The 18,758-nt window shown below is 64.5% G+C and carries 15 protein-coding genes and 1 pseudogene; 6 read left to right on the top strand and 10 right to left on the bottom strand.

All coding sequences use genetic code 11. The features are described 5' to 3' along the window. Positions 1-240 precede the first annotated feature (240 nt). Positions 241-1,305 (bottom strand): patatin-like phospholipase family protein, encoded by a 1,065-nt coding sequence (locus tag ACLHHB_RS11105; RefSeq protein ID WP_410218347.1) that lies wholly within the window; start codon positions 1,303-1,305, stop codon positions 241-243. Between the two features lie 95 nt (positions 1,306-1,400). Next, positions 1,401-2,528, bottom strand: a complete 1,128-nt coding sequence (prfB, locus tag ACLHHB_RS11100) for a peptide chain release factor 2 (RefSeq protein ID WP_410218346.1) — start codon at positions 2,526-2,528, stop codon at positions 1,401-1,403. Positions 2,529-2,769: 241 nt separating this feature from the next. On the opposite strand from prfB, the pseudogene ACLHHB_RS11095 reads away from it, so the two are divergent. Continuing rightward, positions 2,770-3,081: pseudogene (locus tag ACLHHB_RS11095) on the top strand (MgtC/SapB family protein); the annotation flags it as partial. Between the two features lie 105 nt (positions 3,082-3,186). Here the strand turns inward: ACLHHB_RS11095 and ACLHHB_RS11090 are convergent. The 3 genes from ACLHHB_RS11090 to ACLHHB_RS11080 form a co-directional block, all read right to left on the bottom strand. Beyond that, a complete protein-coding gene (locus ACLHHB_RS11090; protein ID WP_410218345.1) occupies positions 3,187-5,739 on the bottom strand; it encodes a penicillin-binding protein 1A in 2,553 nt (850 codons plus the stop codon). A 74-nt stretch (positions 5,740-5,813) separates the two neighbouring features. Then, complete coding sequence (locus ACLHHB_RS11085) at positions 5,814-7,034, bottom strand: N-acetylmuramoyl-L-alanine amidase (RefSeq protein WP_410218344.1); 1,221 nt, start codon at positions 7,032-7,034, stop codon at positions 5,814-5,816. After that, the gene (locus ACLHHB_RS11080; protein ID WP_410218343.1) at positions 7,031-8,164 is read right to left on the bottom strand and encodes a pyridoxal phosphate-dependent aminotransferase; all 1,134 of its coding nucleotides are present in this window, start codon (positions 8,162-8,164) and stop codon (positions 7,031-7,033) included. Before ACLHHB_RS11080 ends, ACLHHB_RS11085 begins: the two co-directional genes overlap by 4 nt. Positions 8,165-8,329: 165 nt before the next feature. On the opposite strand from ACLHHB_RS11080, the gene ACLHHB_RS11075 reads away from it, so the two are divergent. Then, on the top strand, positions 8,330-9,082 hold the full coding sequence (locus ACLHHB_RS11075; RefSeq protein ID WP_410218342.1) for a DsbA family protein: 753 nt from the start codon (positions 8,330-8,332) through the stop codon (positions 9,080-9,082). 24 nt (positions 9,083-9,106) lie between these two features. Here ACLHHB_RS11075 and ACLHHB_RS11070 read toward each other — a convergent pair whose 3' ends face one another. From ACLHHB_RS11070 to ACLHHB_RS11050, 5 genes are all read right to left on the bottom strand, one after another. After that, a complete protein-coding gene (locus ACLHHB_RS11070) occupies positions 9,107-10,540 on the bottom strand; it encodes a mannose-1-phosphate guanylyltransferase/mannose-6-phosphate isomerase (RefSeq protein WP_410218341.1) in 1,434 nt (477 codons plus the stop codon). Positions 10,541-10,727: 187 nt separating this feature from the next. Continuing rightward, positions 10,728-12,779 (bottom strand): NAD(+) synthase, encoded by a 2,052-nt coding sequence (locus ACLHHB_RS11065; RefSeq protein WP_410218340.1) that lies wholly within the window; start codon positions 12,777-12,779, stop codon positions 10,728-10,730. Beyond that, positions 12,776-13,264 carry a CinA family protein gene (locus ACLHHB_RS11060; RefSeq protein ID WP_410218339.1) on the bottom strand — a complete coding sequence of 163 codons (489 nt, stop codon included), beginning with the start codon at positions 13,262-13,264 and terminating at the stop codon, positions 12,776-12,778. The genes ACLHHB_RS11065 and ACLHHB_RS11060 overlap by 4 nt, the downstream gene beginning before the upstream one ends. A 114-nt stretch (positions 13,265-13,378) precedes the next feature. Then, positions 13,379-13,810, bottom strand: a complete 432-nt coding sequence (locus ACLHHB_RS11055; protein ID WP_410218338.1) for a DUF2141 domain-containing protein — start codon at positions 13,808-13,810, stop codon at positions 13,379-13,381. A gap of 71 nt (positions 13,811-13,881) precedes the next feature. Continuing rightward, complete coding sequence (locus tag ACLHHB_RS11050; protein ID WP_410218337.1) at positions 13,882-14,847, bottom strand: helix-turn-helix domain-containing protein; 966 nt, start codon at positions 14,845-14,847, stop codon at positions 13,882-13,884. Positions 14,848-15,013: 166 nt separating this feature from the next. Here ACLHHB_RS11050 and ACLHHB_RS11045 point away from each other — a divergent pair, with 166 nt between their 5' ends. From ACLHHB_RS11045 to ACLHHB_RS11030, 4 genes are all read left to right on the top strand, one after another. Further along, on the top strand, positions 15,014-15,889 hold the full coding sequence (locus ACLHHB_RS11045; protein ID WP_410218336.1) for a carbohydrate ABC transporter permease: 876 nt from the start codon (positions 15,014-15,016) through the stop codon (positions 15,887-15,889). Between the two features lie 48 nt (positions 15,890-15,937). Then, entirely contained in the window at positions 15,938-16,792 is an 855-nt protein-coding gene (locus ACLHHB_RS11040) for a carbohydrate ABC transporter permease (protein WP_410218366.1), read from the top strand. A 4-nt stretch (positions 16,793-16,796) separates the two neighbouring features. Then, positions 16,797-17,897, top strand: coding sequence for an ABC transporter ATP-binding protein (locus ACLHHB_RS11035; RefSeq protein WP_410218335.1), 1,101 nt, complete (start codon positions 16,797-16,799; stop codon positions 17,895-17,897). 14 nt (positions 17,898-17,911) lie between these two features. Further along, positions 17,912-18,758: ABC transporter substrate-binding protein (locus ACLHHB_RS11030; RefSeq protein ID WP_410218334.1), on the top strand; the 847-nt coding region annotated here is incomplete at its 3' end.

The following is an 18,758-nucleotide window of genomic DNA, read 5'->3' as shown; positions in this document are numbered from 1 at the left end:
CGGAGTCTGAACAACCGCACGATCAGGTCCGGGGGCGAAACCTTGTGTTCGAGCACGTTGAAGTAGCGTCGTCCACCCGGAAACAACTGAGGCCCGCTCCTGTGTCGCGCTGATGGCGGCACGGACGCCGCCGCAGGCAAGATCCTCGACGGCCTCCCGGCCCGGCGGATAAATCCGCAGCCCTCGTCCGTCACAGCCGCACAGGCCATCGCCCCCGCTCCAAAGGCAAGAATCGAGCAGTCAGGGCAGCGCCGCAGCCGGAAACAACGAGGACAGATCGAAACTGTCCTCGCGGTTGATCTTGTCGGCATGATCCTCGATGAAGCGATCCGCGGCCTCCTGTCCGGCCCGTTTCATCGAGGCCAGCAGACCGGGGCGCGGCATCAGCTTGGACCGCGCGTTCAGGTCGTTCATCAAGGCCACGTCGTCAATCAGGTGGACCAGAACGTTCTTCATCGCGTCCCCCTCCAGCCGCCCTTGAACGAACAGCCGCTTGACGAAGTTGATGGCTCGCAGCTGGTTTACCAGCGAACTGTTGAAACTGACCTCGTTCACGCGATCCGCGATCTCGACAGGACTGCGGGGCAGCGTGTCGCGCAACAGGGGGTTGATCGCGACGATCACGATATCTCGGGGAAACCGCGATTTGTAAAGCGGGAACAAGGCAGGATTGCCGGAATAGCCGCCATCCCAATAGGCTTCGATACGCCCTGTCTCGGGGTCATGAAACTCGACCGCCTGGAACAACGTCGGCAGGCAAGCGGACGCCATCACGGCCTCGGCCGTGGTCTGACGGCCGGTAAAGACGCGAATGCGGCCCGTCCGGACATTGGTGGCGGCAACATAAAGCGCAGGGCCCGTCTCGCTGGCGAAATCAGGATAAGGCAGCCCCGCCAGCAGCGGCCCCAGAGGATTCGTATAGAACGGGCCATAGTCATAAGGGCTGAGCAACCGCGTCAGCCCATCCAGCCAGGCGGCCGGAGACACAAGCTCGGTCCAGCGCTGCAGGCCGCGCGGCATCGGCAGCAGCGACTGCATCCAGCGCACCACGCGGTTGTCGCTCATGGAACCGATCTCGGACCACAGGGCGTCGAGGTTCTCGCGGGCTGCCAGCCGGCCACCCTGCCCCGATCGCGCCGCCAGGCCTGCCTTCAGTGCCGCCCCGTTCAGGGCGCCGGCCGATGTGCCGCTGATCGCGGCAATCTGCAGCCAGCGCTCATCCAGCAGCCGGTCCAGCACGCCCCAGGTAAAGGCGCCATGCGCGCCGCCGCCTTGCAGTGCCAGGTTGATGCTCTTGTTATCCATGGAACCGCCCTTCTGCATGATGCACCTGCAGCATCAGGCAAAATGGCAGAAAAGCAAACATTTCTGTTCGGCTATGCTGCAGCGCAGCAAAATGGTCAGTCGTCGGAATTGGCCTCGGCGCGGCTTTTTCCGGCCACGTCCAGCGCCAGCGTGGCCGCCATGAAGCGATCCAGATCGCCATCCAGAACGCCTTGGGTGTCGCTTGTTTCCTCGGAAGTGCGCAGATCCTTGACCATCTGGTAGGGGTGCAGGACATAGGAGCGGATCTGGTTGCCCCAGCCCGCATCGCCCTTGGCCGCGTGCTGGGCGTTCACTTCGGCGTTCCGGCGGTCCAATTCCATCTGGTACAGGCGCGCCTTCAGCGCGGCCATGGCGTTGGCGCGGTTCTGGTGCTGGGACTTTTCCGAACTGGTGACGACGATGTTCGTCGGCAGGTGGGTGATCCGCACGGCCGAGTCGGTGGTGTTGACGTGCTGCCCGCCTGCGCCCGACGACCGATAGGTGTCGATGCGGATGTCGCGGTCGGGAATGTCGATCTCGATGTTCTCGTCCACCACCGGATAAACCCAGACTGAACTGAACGACGTGTGCCGCCGCGCCGCGCTGTCATAAGGGCTGATGCGGACCAGGCGGTGCACACCCGATTCCGATTTCAGCCAGCCATAGGCATTGTGCCCGGTGATCTTGTAGCCGGCGCTGCGGATGCCTGCCTCGTCCCCTGCCGTTTCCGACAGCAGTTCGACCTCGTAGCCCTTTTTCTCGGCCCAGCGGACATACATCCGCGCCAGCATCGAGGCCCAGTCACAGCTTTCCGTGCCACCTGCGCCCGCGTTGATCTCGAGGAACGTGTCATTGGCGTCCGCTTCGCCGTTCAGCAGGGCCTCCAGTTCCTTCTGGGCGGCCATGTCGGCCAGCGCCTTGAGGTTGCCCTCGGCCTCGGCCACCAGTTCGGCGTCCCCCTCTTCCTCGGCCAACTCGACCATCTCGGCATTGGCGGTCAGATCGCCCTCGATCCGGCGATAGGTGTCGATGGCATCGGACAGCGACTGGCGCTCGCGCATCAGCTTCTGCGCGCGGGCAGGGTCGGACCACAGGTCGCCGTCCTCGATCATCGCGTTCATCTCTTCCAGGCGATGGGGCGCCGTCTGCCAGTCCAGTCGCTGTCCCAGCAGGGTCAGCGAACGGCGGATGGCCTCGATGGTGGACTGCGTCTCGGCGCGCATGGCGGTTTCCTTCGGCTGGCGTCAGGTTCGGGGTGATAACGCGGCGGGCCGTGCTGGGCAAGACCAGCGCCGCGCAACCACCCCGATGCCGTTAGTGTATCCCTGCAAAGGAGGGGCCATGAGCGACCTGATGCAGATGACCTTCCAGCCGATGCAGTCGATGGACCTGGGCGTCGCGGCCGCCCGGATGCTTCTGGCGTTGGTCACCGGCGCTGTCATGGGATGAAAGCGTGAGCGGAACGACCATGCCGCAGGCCTGCGAACCCATATGCTGATCTCGATGGCGGCGGCGCTTTTCACCGTCATTGCGACGGAACTGACCCATATCCGTTCGGACGAGGATGCGGCCCTGCAGGTGGACCCGCTGCGCCTGATCGAAGCCGGCAACGTGGGGGTGGCCTTTCTGGCGGCCGGGTCGATCATCCTCAGGGGGTCGAGCGTGCACGGCATGACCACGGGGGCTTCGATGTGGCTGGCTGGCGCGATCGGCCTGTGCTGCGGCACGGGGAAGGGCATGCTGGCCCTGATCGCGTCCGCCTATGGCCTTCTGCTGCTGAGGCTCGCGCATGTGAAACCCATCCGCAGAAAGGCGCCGGCGGAGCAAAGGACGCGGACCAGCGCTAGCGAGGCCGCATTTACCCAAGGCCTTGCGAACGGCTCAGTACAGCCCGCCCGAGGACATGCTGCCGAAATCGGTTTGCTTGGGGATCACCCGCGTTTGTCCGGTCGAGGTTGTGATCGACTGGCCGCTTCGGGCATCCGCCCCCGCCTCCCATGGCAGGATCACCGTCTCGTCCCCGAATCCTGACACGACAAACGGGGCCAGCCAGTCCGGGTCCGTTCCTTCGCGGAAATATTCCGAGATCACGTTGGGACCCGTTGCATTGTCAGGCAGGCGCTGCCCGGTGATGCGGTCAATCTTGACCCAGTAGCCGCCGGGAGGAACCTTGAACTCGGTCCCGCCATATTCGGCCACTGCGGCCTTCATGAAGGCGTTGAAGACCGGCACGCACAAAGTGCCGCCAAAAGCCCGCTCGCCCAGGGACCGGGGCTGGTCATATCCCAGATAACAGCCCGCCACGATGTTGCTGGAATAGCCGATGAACCACACGTCCTTGGCATCGTTCGTTGTCCCCGTCTTGCCCGCAATCGGAACCGGCAGGTTCACGCCCGATCCCGAACCCCGCTCGACCGCGCCTTCCAGCATCGAGGTCAGCTGATAGGCCGTCACCGCATCCATCACCCGCTCGCGGTTGCTGTCGATGACCGGCCCCTGTCCCAGGGGCAGCGGCTGCATCCCGCAGGTCTGGCAGACGCGCAGGTCATGACGATAGATGGTGCGCCCGCGACGGTCCTGCACCCGGTCCACCAGCGTCGGCTCGACCCGCTCTCCGCCATTGGCAAACATGGCATAGGCCGCGACCATCTTGAACAGGGTCGTTTCCTGTGCCCCCAGCGCATTGGCGAGAAACGGACCAAGCTTGTCGTAAACGCCGAAATTCTCGGCATATTCGGCCACGCGCTCCATCCCGATATCATCCGCGATGCGGATGGTCATCAGGTTGCGGGACTGCTCGATCCCCGTGCGCAAGGGCGTCGGTCCGTAATGGCGGCCGGAAGAGTTCTTGGGTTCCCACAGGCCTTGGGGCGTGTTGATGCGGATCGGCTCGTCCACCACGATGGTCGCGGGCGTATAATTATTGTCCAGTGCGGCGGCATAAACAAAGGGTTTGAAACTGGAACCGGGCTGCCGCTGCGCCTGCGTGGCCCGGTTGAAGACCGAGCTTTCATAGGAAAACCCGCCTTGCATCGCCAGAACGCGGCCCGTGTTCACGTCCATCGCCATGAAGCCGCCCTGCACCTCGGGCACCTGGCGAAGGGTCCAGCGGATGAAGCTGTTGTCGCTGTCGGCGGTCATGGCGCGCACCAGAACCACATCCCCCACCGCCAGCAGATCGCCCGCCACCTGCGCGCGCGGACCAAGCTGGCCCGTTTCGCGGTCCATCGGACGGGCCCATTGGACATCGGCGGCGGGAATCCAGTGGCCGTTTCCAGCCTCCTCGATGCCTTCAATGCCGATCCGGGCATCGCTGGCGCCCACCTCGAGGACCACGGCGGGGCGCCAGCCGGCGATGTCACGCGGAAGGCGCAGATCCCACAGGGCGCCACGCCACGCGGCTTCGTCGGTCAGCGCAGCGGCCGGAATGGTCTGCCCCGTGCCACGCCAAACGCCGCGGTTGCGGTCGTAATCCTCCAACGCCTGCTGCAGTGCTTCGGCGGCCTCGGACTGCAGGTCAGGGTCGACGGTCGCCCGGATCGTCAGGCCGCCGCCAAAGAACTCTTCCTGCCCGAATTCCCGGCTCAGCTGGCGGCGGATCTCGTCGGTGAAGTAATCGCGGGACGGCAGTTGCCGGCGAAAGGACGGATAGTCGCCGTTCTGCACCGAGCGCAGCGGCAGCCGCGCCTCGGCCTCGTAGGTGGCCTCGTCGATGAACCCGTTCTGCCACATCTCGCGCAGGACATAGTTGCGCCGCTCGGTCACCCGCTCCTTGGCGGTGACGGGATGATAGCGGCCCGGCGCCTGCGGCATGGCGGCCAGCATCGCGGCCTCGTGCGGCATCAGTTCGGACAACGACTTGTTGAAATAGGTTTGCGCGGCGGCAACGACGCCAAAGCTGTTCTGGCCCAGAAAGATCTCGTTCAGATACAGCTCCAGAATCTGGTCCTTGGACAGCGTGCGTTCCAGCCGGGCGGCCAGGATCAGTTCCTTGACCTTGCGTTCGACGCTGCGGTCGCTGGACAGCAGAAAGTTCTTCATCACCTGCTGCGTGATGGTCGAAGCACCCCGGACGCTGGAGCCGCGCGACTGCACCGCCTGTGCCGCCGCCCCCAGGATGCCGCGCAGGTCATAGCCCGGATGGCTGTAGAAATTCTTGTCCTCTGCGCTGATGAAGGCCTGCTTGACCAAGTCCGGCACTTCGTCGATCGGCACGAAGATCCGGCGCTCCTCGGCAAATTCGTCGATCAGCTGCCCTTCCGCGGAATAGATGCGGCTGATGGTCTTGGGCGAATACTGGGCCAGCGTCTCGTGGCTGGGCAGGTCGCGCGAATAGATCCAGAAGATGCCCCCCACCGTCAGTGCGGCAAAGAAGACCCCCGTCACCACCCAGGAAAAGATCGCACCAAAGAATGAGAGGATGGGTCGCAGCACGAGAATCCGCCTTTCGAAGCCTTGCCCCCGCTATAGACGCACGTCCCCTTGTGGTCAAAACAACACTGGCTGACCTAACGGCGCAACAGTCCTGCCCGGGCCTGTTCGTCGCGCCACCATCCCGTTGTGGCATCCGCCACCGCCTCGACCATGCGCGCGCGCCACAACGGATCGGTCAGGTTCGCCAGATCCGTGTCATCCGAGATGAAGCCCAGCTCCAGCAGGGCCGAGGTGATGTCGGGCGACTTCAGCACCGAGAACGCGGCCCCCTGCACCGGACGCCCGTGCAGCCCGATGCCCAGAAGCGCCATGCGCGATGCCAGCAGCCGGGCAAAACCTTCGGACCGGGGCTGGGTGTCGGTTCGGGCGAAATCCATCAGCGCCATGGTCAGGGCATCGTCCTGCCCCGACAGGTCCACCCCCGACAGCAGGTCGTCGCGCTGGTGCCGCATCGCCAGTTGCCGCGCCGCCTGTTCGTCGGACCCCGAGTTCCAGACATAAACCGTGGCCCCGGCCGCCTGCCCCCTTGGCAGCGCATCGGCATGCAGCGACAGCAGCAGATGCGCGCCGGACTGTCGGGCGGCCGTCATGCGCTGTTCCAGCCGCACATAAACGTCGCTGTCGCGCGTCATCTCGACAGAAACGCCGCGCGCCTGCAGCGCCTTGCGCAGTTCCTGCGCAAAAGCCAGCACCAACTGCGCCTCGGTTTCTCCGTTGGCCTGTGCACCGGGGTCAAAGCCGCCATGGCCGGGATCCAGCATGACGACCAGCCCGTCGGCACGCGCGGGCGCTTCGGGCAGTTCGGCCGGATCGGGCAGATCACGCAGGACCGTTGCGGCCGAGGGACGCGGCGCGAAGGCGGCCTCGGATACGGGGGCAAGGTCAACCGTCAGCGTCGTTTCGGCACCGCGCGTGTTCATGCCGGCACGCGCGACGCGGAACGGTCCGGGCAGTTCCAGCACGATCCGCGCCCATCCCCGCCGAAAGCTGCCCCATCGGACCGCGGGCAGGCGCCCATGGCCGAACAGGGTCGCCGGGTCCTGCCCCGACAGGTCGACGCCCTTCAGGTCGATTACGAGACGCGCCGGCTCTCCGACAAGAAAGACGCGATAAGGAACCGGCCGATCCAGCGCCAGCGTCATCTGCAACGGCTCCGGCCCGAACAGCCGGTGCCACCAACCCTGAGACGCCGTGGTGACAGCGGATCCGCCCAGCTGGATCCGGGCGGGCTCCTGCGCCGCCAGCGACAGGGGCAGCCCGAGGATCAGCGACAGGATCAGCGCCAGAACCCTCATCTGGCCGCCATGAAAGTGGTCAGGCGCGCCAATCCTTCGGCAATGTCCGCCGTCGCGCGGGCATAGGAGAACCGCAGCGTCTGCCGCCCCCGCTCGGGATCGAAATCCAGACCGGGCGTGACCGCGACGCCCGCCTTTTCAAGGATCTCCGCCGCAAAGCTGACAGAGTCATCGGTCAGGTGCGACACATCGGCATAGATGTAGAAGGCCCCTTCCGGCGGCGCGATCCGGTCGAACCCGGCGCGCGGCAGCCCTTCCAGCATCAGGCGGCGGTTTTCGGCATAAACGGCGCGGTTCGCTTCGGCCTCGGGGATGCAATCCAGCGCTGCAAGGGCGGCAACCTGACTGGCATGGGGAGGACAGATGAACAGGTTCTGGGCCAGCCGTTCGACCGTGCGGATCATGTCGGGCGGGACGACCATCCAGCCGACACGCCATCCGGTCATGGAAAAGTATTTGCTGAAGGAGTTTACGACAACAACCTCATCCGTCACCTCAAGTGCGGAATGGCACCGCCCGTTATAGCCCAGCCCGTGATAGATCTCGTCTGAAATGACCGCCATGTTCCGCGCCCGCGCCGCCTCGGTCAGTGCCGCCAGCTCGGGCACGGTCAGGACCGTTCCCGACGGGTTGGCGGGCGAGGCCAGAATCAGGCCCTCCGCCTCGGGCAGATCCTCGGGGCGGGGCTGGTAACGATCTTCGGGCCGGGTGGGAATGCCGACCGGCGTCAGCGACATGGCCCGCAAAATCTGACGATAGCTGGGATAGCCGGGGAAACCCATTGCAACCCTGTCGCCTGCATCGAACAGCGTGGAAAAGGCCAGGATGAAGGCTCCGCTGCTGCCCGGCGTGACCACCACCCGCGCAGGATCCAGATCGACTCCGTACCACCGACGGTAAAGGTCGGCGATGCCCTCCCGCAGGGCCGGAAGGCCAAGTGCCACGGTATATCCCAAGGGATGGGACAGCGCATCAGCCAGGGCGCGGCGTGCACCTTCCGGGGCCGGAGTGCCGGGCTGCCCGACCTCCATGTGAATGATGTGGCGTCCTGCCGCCTCGGCCCGGCTGGCCGCCTCCATCACGTCCATCACGATGAACGGGTCAACCTGTCCGCGCAGGGAAGTTCGCATGGCTCAGCCTCGTCTTTTTGTAAGGGTGATAGCCTGTGGCGACCGGACGCTCCAGTTCTTTGCGCAGGCTGGAAAGGCGCGTCACGCAGCCTTGTTCGCGCCTTTCTTGCCATCTCCGGTTCGCCGGTCCAAGCTGTCGCGCAAGAAAACCAAAGGGTGACCCTGATGAAACGCCTGTCCGCCGCGCTGCTTCTGGCTGCAGCCCCCCTTTTGGCCGCCCCTGCGCAGGCCTTTGACATTTCCGCCATGACGACCGAGGAGCGGGAAGCGTTCAACCAGGCCGTTCGGGATTATCTGATGGAAAACCCTGAAGTCCTGATCGAATCGATCAATGTTCTGGAAAGCCGGCAGGCCGAGGCCAGCGCACAGAACGATGTGGACATCGTGGCCAAGCATCAGGATGCAATCTTCCAGGATGGACACAGCTGGATCGGCGGCAATCCCGATGGCGACCTGACAATGGTGGAGTTCATCGACTATCGCTGCGGCGTTTGTCGCCAGTTCAACCAGGAGGTCCATGACGCCGTCGAGGAAGACGGGAACATCCGCCTGATCCTGAAGGAATTTCCGATTTTGGGGGAAGATAGCGAACAGTCCAGCCGCTTTGCCATTGCCGTTCATCAACTGGCCGGCGATCAGGCCTATGCTGCGGCCCACGAGGCCCTGATCACCCTGCGGGCGCCCGCCACGGCCGAAGCCCTGCGCGGCATTGCCCAGCAGATCGGCGTCGATGCGGATCAGGTCATGGAGCGCATGGAGGCCGCCCCGGTGACCGAAGTTCTGCGCAAGAACCACGAACTGGGTCAGCAGATGGCGATCCAGGGCACGCCCACCTTCATCATCGGCGAACAGATGCTGCGCGGGGTGCCCCGTGCCGGCGTGGCCGCGACCATTGCCGACATCCGCGCGAACATGTAAGGCGGGCAAGGGCGGCGGCGCCGGTCAGTCGGCGCTGCTGCGGGAATACACGTCCTCGTACCGGATGATGTCATCCTCGCCCAGATAGCTGCCGGTCTGCACCTCGATCAGGACCATCGGCACCTTGCCGGGATTCTCCATCCGGTGGACGGCACCCAGCGGGACGTAAATCGACTGGTTTTCCGTCACCAGCGTCACCTGGTCGTCCACGGTCACCCGCGCCGTGCCGGAGACGACGATCCAGTGTTCGGACCGGTGGACATGGCTTTGCAGCGACAAGGCTGCGCCCGGCTTGACCACGATGCGCTTGACCTGAAAGCGGTCGGCGAGGGCCAGCGTCTCGAACCAGCCCCAAGGGCGATGATCACGCGGAAAAGCCTCGGCCTGTTTGGCGCGCTTGGTCTTCAGGGCGCTGACGGCATGACGCACGTCCTGCGCCCGCGACTTGTCCGCGACCAGAACCGCATCGGATGTTGCCACGACCATGAGGTCCCGCAGGCCGATGCCGACCACCTCCAGCCCGTCATCGTCCGAGCGCAGCAGCACGTCGTGGCAGTCGATCGCGGTGGCATGCGCGTCGGTGACGACCCCCTGCTCCGAAGGCGTCCGGTCCAGCGCTTCACGCCAGACGGCGTCCCAGCCCCCCAGGTCGGACCAGCGGCCCGAAAATCGGACCACCGTCAGGTTGTCGGCCTTTTCCATCACGGCATAATCGATCGAGTTGTCCTCGGCCTGCATCCAGGGTTCTCGCGCCAGCCGCAGAAAGCCCAGATCGATTCTGGCCCTGTCGATCGCCGCAGTCACGGGCTCAAGATAAGCGGGCGCATGGGTGCGGAAGGCTTCGATCATCGTGCGCGCGCTGAACAGGAAGATGCCGGCATTCCATAGGAAATGGCCTGCCGTCACCATCTGCGCCGCGGTGTCTGCGTCGGGCTTTTCCACGAAGCGCGCCAAGGGCTGGGGGCCCTCGCCCGTTCCCGCCAGTTCCAGATAGCCATAGCCCGTTTCGGGTCTGTCGGGCGTGATGCCGAAGGTGACGATGCGACCTTGGCCGGCCGCCACAGTGCCTTGCGCCACCGCATCGGCAAAGGCGTCTCGGTCGGGAATGACATGATCCGACGGCGCCACCAGGATCAGCTGGTCCGGGTCGTCCGCAGCCGCCATCAGGGCTGCCGCCAGGATGGCGGGCGCCGTGTTGCGCCCCGCGGGCTCGATCACGATGGCGCCGGGGGTGATGCCCGCCTGCTCCAGCTGCTCGGCCACAATGAACCGGAAATCGGAGTTCGTCATGACCATCGGCGGGGCAAACTCGGGTCCCGACAGCCGCCGTGCCGAGGCCTGAAACAGCGTTTCCTCGCCGATCAGTGCCGCAAACTGCTTGGGAAAGCTTTTCCGGGACACAGGCCACAGCCGCGTTCCCGAGCCGCCTGCCATCAGAACCGGAACAATCTTGGTCATCACGAGCCCCTTGACGCATGCCGCGCCTGAAAAACTGTCGGACATTCATCGTCCTGCCTGTCCGACACTCAACGGCCAAGCGCAGCAGGCGTCAACCCGCAGAGGTTGCAGGCATGGTCCTCAGACCGAAATATCCGCAACATGTTGCAGAGCCACGACGCCTGGCCGCCCCTCAGTCGGGCCAATCTCAGGCGGGCCAGTCCTCCGGCACCTGCGCCAGGTCCTCCAGCCATGGCGCAGCCACGCTGTCCGATGGTGCACGCCAGTCGCCCCGCGGGCTGAGGGATCCGCCGGCCGAAACCTTGGGTCCGTTCGGCAGGGCCGACCGCTTGAACTGGCTGGTCGCAAAGAACCGGACCAGGAACCGCTCCAGCCACAGGCGGATCGTGGCCAGGTCATAGGCGCCTTTCTTGGCATCGGGAAAGGCGTCGGGCCAGATGCCCCGGGTCGTGTCGTGCCAGGCATGCCAGGCCAGGAAGGCAACCTTGGAGGGCGGAAGACCATAGCGCATCGTGTGGAACAGGAAGAAATCGTTCAGCGCATAAGGGCCGATCTTGTCTTCCGTGCTCTGCATGCCCGCGTCGTCGTCGGCCGGCACCAGTTCGGGCGAAATCTCGGTCGCGAGGATCGCCTCCAGAACCTCGGCCGTGGCCTCGTCGAACTGGCCCGAACGCGCCGTCCAGCGGATCAGGTACTGGATCAGCGTCTTGGGAACGCCGGCATTGACGGCATAATGGCTCATCTGATCGCCGACACCATAGGTGCACCAGCCAAGGGCCAGTTCGGACAGGTCGCCCGTTCCGATGACGAAACCCTTGCGCTGGTTGGCCAGACGGAACAGGTAATCGGTGCGCAGGCCAGCCTGAACGTTTTCAAAGGCGATGTCGTAAACCGGCTGCCCGTCGGCAAAGGGGTGGCCCATGTCCTGCAGCATCTGGGTGGCGGCGGGGCGGATGTCGATCTCGGCCGCCTGAATGCCCATGGCGCGCATCAGGGTCCAGGCATTCGACTTGGTCCCTTCCGATGTCGCAAAACCCGGCATCGTGAAGCCCAGGATGCGGTCGCGCGGGATGCCCAGCCGGTCGCAGGTCTTGGCTGCCACGATCAGCGCGTGCGTCGAATCCAGCCCTCCCGACACGCCAATGACCATGTTGTCCCCGCGCGTCGATTCGAAACGGCGGCGCAGCCCCTCCACCTGGATGTTGAACGCCTCGTAGCAGTCCTGTTCCAGGTGGCTGGCGCGGTTGGGCACGTAAGGAAAACGCGCGACGGGCCGCAACAGGCCCGCGTCGCGTCCATGCGGGCGGTGCAGGAAAGGAATGCGGCGGAACTGCGGCTCGACCTGACGGGCGGCATCGTTGAAGCTGCCGGTGCGCAACCGCTCGGCCAGGATGCGGCCGGTATCGACATCGGCAGCCAGCAGCTGCGGCTCGGTCGGAAAACGCGCGGATTCGGCCAGCAGATCGCCCAGTTCATAGATCATCCCCTGCCCGTCCCAGGACAAATCCGTGGTGCTTTCACCCGGTCCCGCGGCGGAATAGGCATAGGCGGCAAAGGCCCGCATGGATTGCGACTGGCACAGCAGGTGACGGTCCGAGGATTTGCCGATCACGATGTTGGAGGCCGACAGGTTCGTCAGGATGACAGCCCCCGCCATGGCCGCGTCCGATGAGGGCGGCGCAGGCGTCCACAGGTCTTCGCAGATCTCGGTGTGGAAGATCAGCCCCGGCAGGTCGGTCGCCTGAAAGATCAGGTCGGTGCCAAAGGGCGCGGTCAGGCCGCCGATGGTGATGCTCTGTCCCGTGATGCCGCGGCCGTGGGCGAACCAGCGTTTTTCATAGAACTCCCGATAGTTGGGCAAAAAGGACTTGGGAACCACACCCAGCAATTCGCCCCGCGTGATGATCAGGGCACAGTTGTAGAGCCGCCCGTCGCGGCGCAGCGGCGCGCCGACCAGCAGGACCGGGGCAAGGCCGGCACTGGCCTCGATCACGCGCTGCACGGCCCGCTCGACCGCGCTCAGCAGGGCGTCCTGCATGTGCAGGTCGTCGATCGCATAAGATGACAGGCACAGTTCGGGATAAACCAGCAGGTCGACACCCAGGGCATCGGCGCGCCTGGCTTCCTCGATCACGCTGTCGCAGTTATAGCCGATATCCGCAGGCCGCACCCGCGGTGTCGAGGTTGCGAGGCGAACGAAGCCGTGCCGGTGCAGGGCCGAAAAAGGGTGTTCATTCATTCAAGGCTTTCCTCGATCATCTCGACGACGGTTTCCAGGCACATCTGACGGATCACGTCGCGTCCCCTTGCACCGAACTGTTCCATCCTGTGCATTGTTTCCGCTCCGCTGCGGGCAAGGCCGAAATGCACCAGCCCTTCCTTGCCCTCGCCACCGGATGATCCGGCATAACCCGTCACCGATACCGCGATATCAGCCGCCGAGCGTTCAAGGGCCTGTTCCGCCATGTTGATCGCCACCTCCTCGGACACCGCGCCCTTGTCGCGCAGCAGCGCATCCTCGACACCCAGCAGTTCGCGCTTGGCATCATCCGTGTAGGTGACGAAACCACGATCAAAAGCATGGGAACAACCCTCGATATCCGTCATCAGCGCTGCGACCAGGCCTCCGGTACAGCTTTCGGCCGTCGCGACGGTCAGCTCCTTTTCGCAGATACGCGACAAAACATCCCGCATCCGGGCCGCCACCTTGTCCGAGCTTGTCATCTGTTTCTCCACCCGTTTTTCCGTCCACGCAATGCCGCTTCGGCATCCGTGACAACGTTGTGCAAAACAGGAAGCGACAGCGAATGTTCCCGTTTCAGTTGTCTGAGGGTTCTCTCAGCGGGCTTCGATCGGCACCCTGACGGGCGTGTCGCCCAGATCAAAGGCCGCTTCGTCAAAGCGCGGCGCGCGCAGCAGGGGACGGGCATTGCCCGATACGCCCCATGCCTCCTTGGGAATGCCCAGAGGATTGGTGTCCAGCCGCCCGTTGGCATTGACGTCGTGCAGGACCGCCACGGCATAACGGCCGGGCGTCACGTCCTCGAACAGGCAGACGGCCTGCCCGCCCTTCGGAGGGACCGACTGCTCGGCCACGGCCTTCCCTCCCGGAAAGCCGGCAGGGTCGTTGTGCAAGCCGCATCCGACGACGCCCGAATCCGAGGACAGGCCGGTCACGACAACCTCGATATTCCGGGCCGTGGCCGTGGTCACAAGGCCGATGGCGGTGACAAGCGCCACGGCGTGGCACAGCATCGGAGCAAAAGACATGGCGAAACCTTTCTGCAGCGGTCGCGGCAAGGGAAGCACGCCCGGCCAGCGGTCGCAACCGTTCGCGCGTTTCAGCCCCGCCCGGTGGCGGGAAGCGGCCGCAGGGGATAGATCACCTGCCCGTCCTCCTGCCCGCGCGGCCATTGCCCGTCACGGCGCAAACGCATCTGTTCCTGCCAGCCGCGCGGGCTGGTCCCAATATGCCGCTTGAACAGCCGCGAGAAATAATAGCTGTCCGCAAAGCCCAGCCTGTGGGCCGTCTCGGATACGGAAAAGCCGGCCTCGAGAAACTGCATGCCGACCTCCATGCGCTTGAACTCCTGGTACTTGACGGGGGTGCTGCCCAGCCGTCGCCGGAACTCGCGCCGGAAATAATCCGGGTTATAAGGCGCAGCCGTCACGACCTGCTCGGCCAAACCCGGTTGAAGCGGAGAGGCCGCGATCTGCGTGGCGGCCATCATCACGGCCATCGACAGGCCCTCGGTCTCATCCAGCGCCGCGTCTCGGGGCGAGGTCCAGGCGATGAAGGCATCCTCGATGAACTCGGTCAGGATGACCATGAAGGCATGGTGCATCATCAGGGTGGTCGATCCGGCCGGCGCGGTGGCGCGATAATGGCGCACCAGCGGGCCGATCATCGGCCAGCGCGACAGCCGCACCACCTGGCGATAGCGCATCCGTCCCAGCAGGTCATGGTGGCCGAAGAGGTCCAGCCGAAAATGTTGGGCCAGTCCGGTATAAGCGCGCTGCGGATCAAGATTGCGCCCCTGAAACCGCGTTCCGGCCGGGATCATCATAGCCATTCCCGGCGTCAGACGCACCCGTTCCTCGCCCAGGATGTAATCGCCCTGACCCTCCAGACAGATCACCAGGTCATGAACCGTGTTCACCTTGTCGATGGACCAGCTGTGCGAATGCTGCATGCGGATGGCCGACCGCGTCAGCGTCAGGTCCAAGGCCTTGGCAGGAATGCCCGCCAGAACCCCACCTCCCGAAGGGGTCATGCCTGCCAGTATCTGATGTTCAATTTCGTCCATCTTTTTCTGCATAAACGTCAATTCAGATCCTGTCGCCAACTGGGATACTAGCAGAACAGACCGTGCCTGTCGCGGTCTCCTGCCAATCGAATCGAGGGAGGAGCGATTTGATGACGCGATGCACGGGCGCCTGCGCCATGTGGTCCCCGACATGCGGAGGACACTGATGGAAAGCCGCTTTCTGGGCTTGGCCTATCTTGCGCCCTACCTGATCGGGCTGCTGATCTTTACCGCGATCCCGTTCCTGGGTTCGCTTTATCTCAGCTTCACCGACTACAACCTGATCCAGTCGCCTGTCTGGACCGGGCTGGACAATTTCCGAGAACTGATGAACGACCGGACGTTCATGAAGTCCCTGCGCGTGACGCTGCTCTACGTCTTCCTGACAGTGCCGCTGAAGCTGGCCTTCGCGCTGTTCATCGCAGTCATCCTGAACTACCGCCTGCGCGCCATCGGCTTCTTCCGCACCGCTTATTACGTGCCCTCGATCCTGGGCGGCTCGATCGCGGTTGCCGTGTTGTGGCGCTATATCTTTGCCGATGCGGGGCTGGTGAACATGGTGCTGGCCGGCATCGGACTGGAGCCGGTCAACTGGTTCGGCGATCCCGTCAACGCGCTGTTCACCCTCAGCCTGCTGCGCACCTGGCAGTTCGGGTCGGCGATGGTAATCTTTCTTGCGGCGCTGCAGGCGGTGGACAAGTCGCTCTACGAGGCGGCGGCCATCGACGGGGCCAGCAAGTGGCACAGCTTTGTCCACATCACGCTGCCGCTGATCACGCCGGTCATTTTCTTCAACCTGATCATGCAGATGGTCCAAGCCTTCCAGGAGTTCAACGGCCCTTACGTCATCACCGGCGGCGGTCCCCTGAAATCGACCTATCTGCTGCCGCTCTACATCTATGACGAGGCCTTCAAGAACTTCAACATGGGCTATGCCTCTGCCATCGCCTGGGTGCTGTTCCTGATCATCATGGCGCTGACCGTGGTCGCGTTCTGGTCGTCGAAGAAGTGGGTTTATTACGCCGGCGACAAGAGGAGCTGAGAGATGACCGATCTTGCCACCCCCACCATCGCCAATCCCGTCCCCGCCATGTCCGGCCAGGAAATCCGCGCCGCCCGGTTGTCCGCATTCGTCCGCTACAGCCTGCTGACGATCGTGGGCCTGATCATGCTTTATCCGCTGATCTGGCTGATCGGGGCGTCCTTCAAGACCAACTCCGAGATCTTCGGCTCGATCGGGTTCATCCCGCAGGAACCGACACTGGACGGTTATCGCAAGGGTTGGGAAACCTCGACGCCCTACACCTTCGGGCGGTTCTTCTGGAACACCTTCCTGATCATCCTGCCCAAAACGATCTTCACCGCCATCTCCTGTGCGCTGGTGGCCTATGGGTTCGCCCGCTTCGAGTTTCCGGGCAAGAAGATCCTGTTCGCCAGCCTGATCGCGACGCTGCTTCTGCCGAACGTGGTCACGCGCATCCCGCAATACATCCTGTTCCGCGACCTGGGCTGGCTGGACACCTACCTGCCGCTCTGGGTGCCCTCGGCCTTTGCGGGCGATGCCTTCTTCGTCTTCATGCTGGTCCAGTTCCTGCGCGCCATCCCGCGCGACATGGAGGAAGCCGCCCGCGTGGACGGTGCCAACAGCCTGCAGACGCTGCTCTATATCGTGGTGCCGATGCTGACGCCCGCCCTGATCTCGGTCGCGCTGTTCCAGTTCATGTGGACCATGAACGACTTCCTCGGCCCGCTGATCTACCTGTCCTCGGTCGAGAGCTTTCCCGTCAGCCTGGCGCTGAAACTGTCGATCGACACGACCGAGGCCTTTGACTGGAACCGCATCCTGGCGATGTCGGTCCTGGCGCTGCTGCCCGCGCTGATCGTGTTCTTCATGGCTCAGAAATACTTCATCGAAGGCATCTCTGCCGGTGGGGTGAAAGGATAAACCGATGGCCCGTCTTCAGATCCGGAACCTGGAAAAAACCTATGCCAACACCTTCAAGGCCGTGCATGGCATCAACCTGGATGTCGCGGATGGCGAATTCATGGTGCTGGTCGGTCCCTCGGGCTGCGCCAAGTCCACCACGCTGCGAATGATCGCGGGGCTGGAAAGCATCTCGGGCGGCGAGGTGGTGATCGGCGACACGGTCGTGAACCGCCTGCAGCCGGGCAAGCGCGGCATCGCCATGGTGTTCCAGAACTATGCGCTCTATCCCCACATGAAGGTCCGCAAGAACCTGTCATTCGGCCTGCGCCTGCAGCGCACCTCCAAGGCCGAGATCGAGCGCCGCACCGACGAGGTCGCCCGCATCCTGGAGATCGAGCCGCTGCTGGACCGCCTGCCCAAGGAACTGTCCGGCGGCCAAGCGCAGCGCGTGGCACTGGGCCGGGCGCTGATCAAGGAACCGCAGGTCTTCCTGTTCGACGAGCCGCTGTCGAACCTGGACGCGAAACTGCGAGCGTCGATGCGCGTGCGCATCACCGACCTGCACCGGCGGCTCAAGGAAGAGGGCATGTCCTCGACCGTGGTCTATGTCACCCATGACCAGACCGAGGCGATGACCATGGGCGACCGCATCTGCGTGATGAAGGACGGTCGCATCATGCAGGTGGCAGACCCCAAGACACTGTATGACCGTCCCGCCAACGCCTTCGTCGCGGGCTTCATCGGCAGCCCCGAAATGAACCTGATCGAAGGCCGGCTGGACGGCACCAGTTTCCGCGTGGGAGACCAGTCGCTGCCGCTGGATGCCGACCTGATGAACCGCCTGCGCGGCTGGACCGGCAGCGCGACGCTGGGCATCCGCCCGCAGCACCTGCGCCTGAACGCGGGACCCGGGCTGCGGGGTCGTGTCACGGGTGCCGAATTCATGGGCCACGAGGTCGTTCTGCACCTGGATGTCGCGGGTGCCCGGCTGGTCGCCGTGCTGCCTGCCGCCGATTACGCCGCGCTGGATCGCGGCGCCGAGGTGACGCTGACGCCGGAAGCCGGCATGGCACATGTCTTTGACGGGGCGGGCAAGAACGTCTCGCTGCCCGTGTCGCATTGAGGGAGGGGAACCCGATGAAACTGCTGACGACGACGATCCTTTCGGCCGGCCTGCTGGCCACGGCCGTTCCGGCCCGGGCCGACAGCCTGCGCATGTCCTGGTGGGGCGGCGACGCCCGCCATGCCCAGACGCAGGAGGCACTGGCCGTTTGCGGACCCAAGCACGGCCACGAGGTCGCGGCCGAATTCACCGGCTGGGCCGGCCACCAGGAGCGCATCACCACGCAGATCGCCGGCCGGACCGAGGCCGACATCATGCAGATCAACTGGCCTTGGCTGCCGCTGTTCTCGCGCGACGGGTCGGGTTTTGCCGATCTGCGTGACTATGCCGACATCATCGACCTGTCGCAGTTCACCGAAGAACAGTTGGCCGGCGGCGAGATGAACGGCGTCCTCAACGGCGTTCCCACGGCGGAAACCGGCCGGGTCTATTTCTTCAACAAGACCGTTTATGACGCTGCGGGGCTGCCCCTGCCCACGAACTGGGACGAGGTCAAGGCCGCCGCCGGCAAGCTGGGCGAGGGCGTGATGCCCTTCGAGGCGCAGGGGCTGAACGCGATCTTCCTGGTGTCGACTACGGTGACGCAGCAGACCGGCAAGGATCTGATCGATCCGGAAACGACCACCGTCGCCTGGACCCCCGATGAGTTGGCCGAGGGCATCCGCTTCTACCAATCATTGGTCGAGGACGGCGCCATCCGCAGTTGGCAGCAGGTCGCGGGCGAAGGCAACATCGAGCTGTTCGAGATGCGCCCTTGGGCCGAGGGCCGGATTGCAGGCACCTATGAATGGGACTCGGCCTATGCCAAATACGCCGACCCGCTGGGCGGTCAGGAACTGGTTCCCGTGCCCATCCTGCAGG

The organism is Paracoccus sp. (in: a-proteobacteria) (assembly GCF_046462195.1).
Lineage (GTDB): Bacteria > Pseudomonadota > Alphaproteobacteria > Rhodobacterales > Rhodobacteraceae > Paracoccus.
This window is presented reverse-complemented; position numbering and strand designations above follow the sequence as displayed.

Coding starts and splice junctions, on each gene's coding strand:
- ACLHHB_RS11055 (WP_410218338.1), bottom strand. CDS start 13,810: ATGTCTTTTGCTCCGATGCTGTGCCACGCCGTGGCGCTTGTCACCGCC.
- ACLHHB_RS11075 (WP_410218342.1), top strand. CDS start 8,330: ATGAAACGCCTGTCCGCCGCGCTGCTTCTGGCTGCAGCCCCCCTTTTG.
- ACLHHB_RS11070 (WP_410218341.1), bottom strand. CDS start 10,540: ATGACCAAGATTGTTCCGGTTCTGATGGCAGGCGGCTCGGGAACGCGG.
- ACLHHB_RS11080 (WP_410218343.1), bottom strand. CDS start 8,164: ATGCGAACTTCCCTGCGCGGACAGGTTGACCCGTTCATCGTGATGGAC.
- ACLHHB_RS11105 (WP_410218347.1), bottom strand. CDS start 1,305: ATGGATAACAAGAGCATCAACCTGGCACTGCAAGGCGGCGGCGCGCAT.
- ACLHHB_RS11040 (WP_410218366.1), top strand. CDS start 15,938: ATGTCCGGCCAGGAAATCCGCGCCGCCCGGTTGTCCGCATTCGTCCGC.
- ACLHHB_RS11060 (WP_410218339.1), bottom strand. CDS start 13,264: ATGACAAGCTCGGACAAGGTGGCGGCCCGGATGCGGGATGTTTTGTCG.
- ACLHHB_RS11065 (WP_410218340.1), bottom strand. CDS start 12,779: ATGAATGAACACCCTTTTTCGGCCCTGCACCGGCACGGCTTCGTTCGC.
- ACLHHB_RS11085 (WP_410218344.1), bottom strand. CDS start 7,034: ATGAGGGTTCTGGCGCTGATCCTGTCGCTGATCCTCGGGCTGCCCCTG.
- ACLHHB_RS11035 (WP_410218335.1), top strand. CDS start 16,797: ATGGCCCGTCTTCAGATCCGGAACCTGGAAAAAACCTATGCCAACACC.
- ACLHHB_RS11045 (WP_410218336.1), top strand. CDS start 15,014: ATGGAAAGCCGCTTTCTGGGCTTGGCCTATCTTGCGCCCTACCTGATC.
- ACLHHB_RS11050 (WP_410218337.1), bottom strand. CDS start 14,847: ATGGACGAAATTGAACATCAGATACTGGCAGGCATGACCCCTTCGGGA.
- prfB (WP_410218346.1), bottom strand. CDS start 2,528: ATGCGCGCCGAGACGCAGTCCACCATCGAGGCCATCCGCCGTTCGCTG.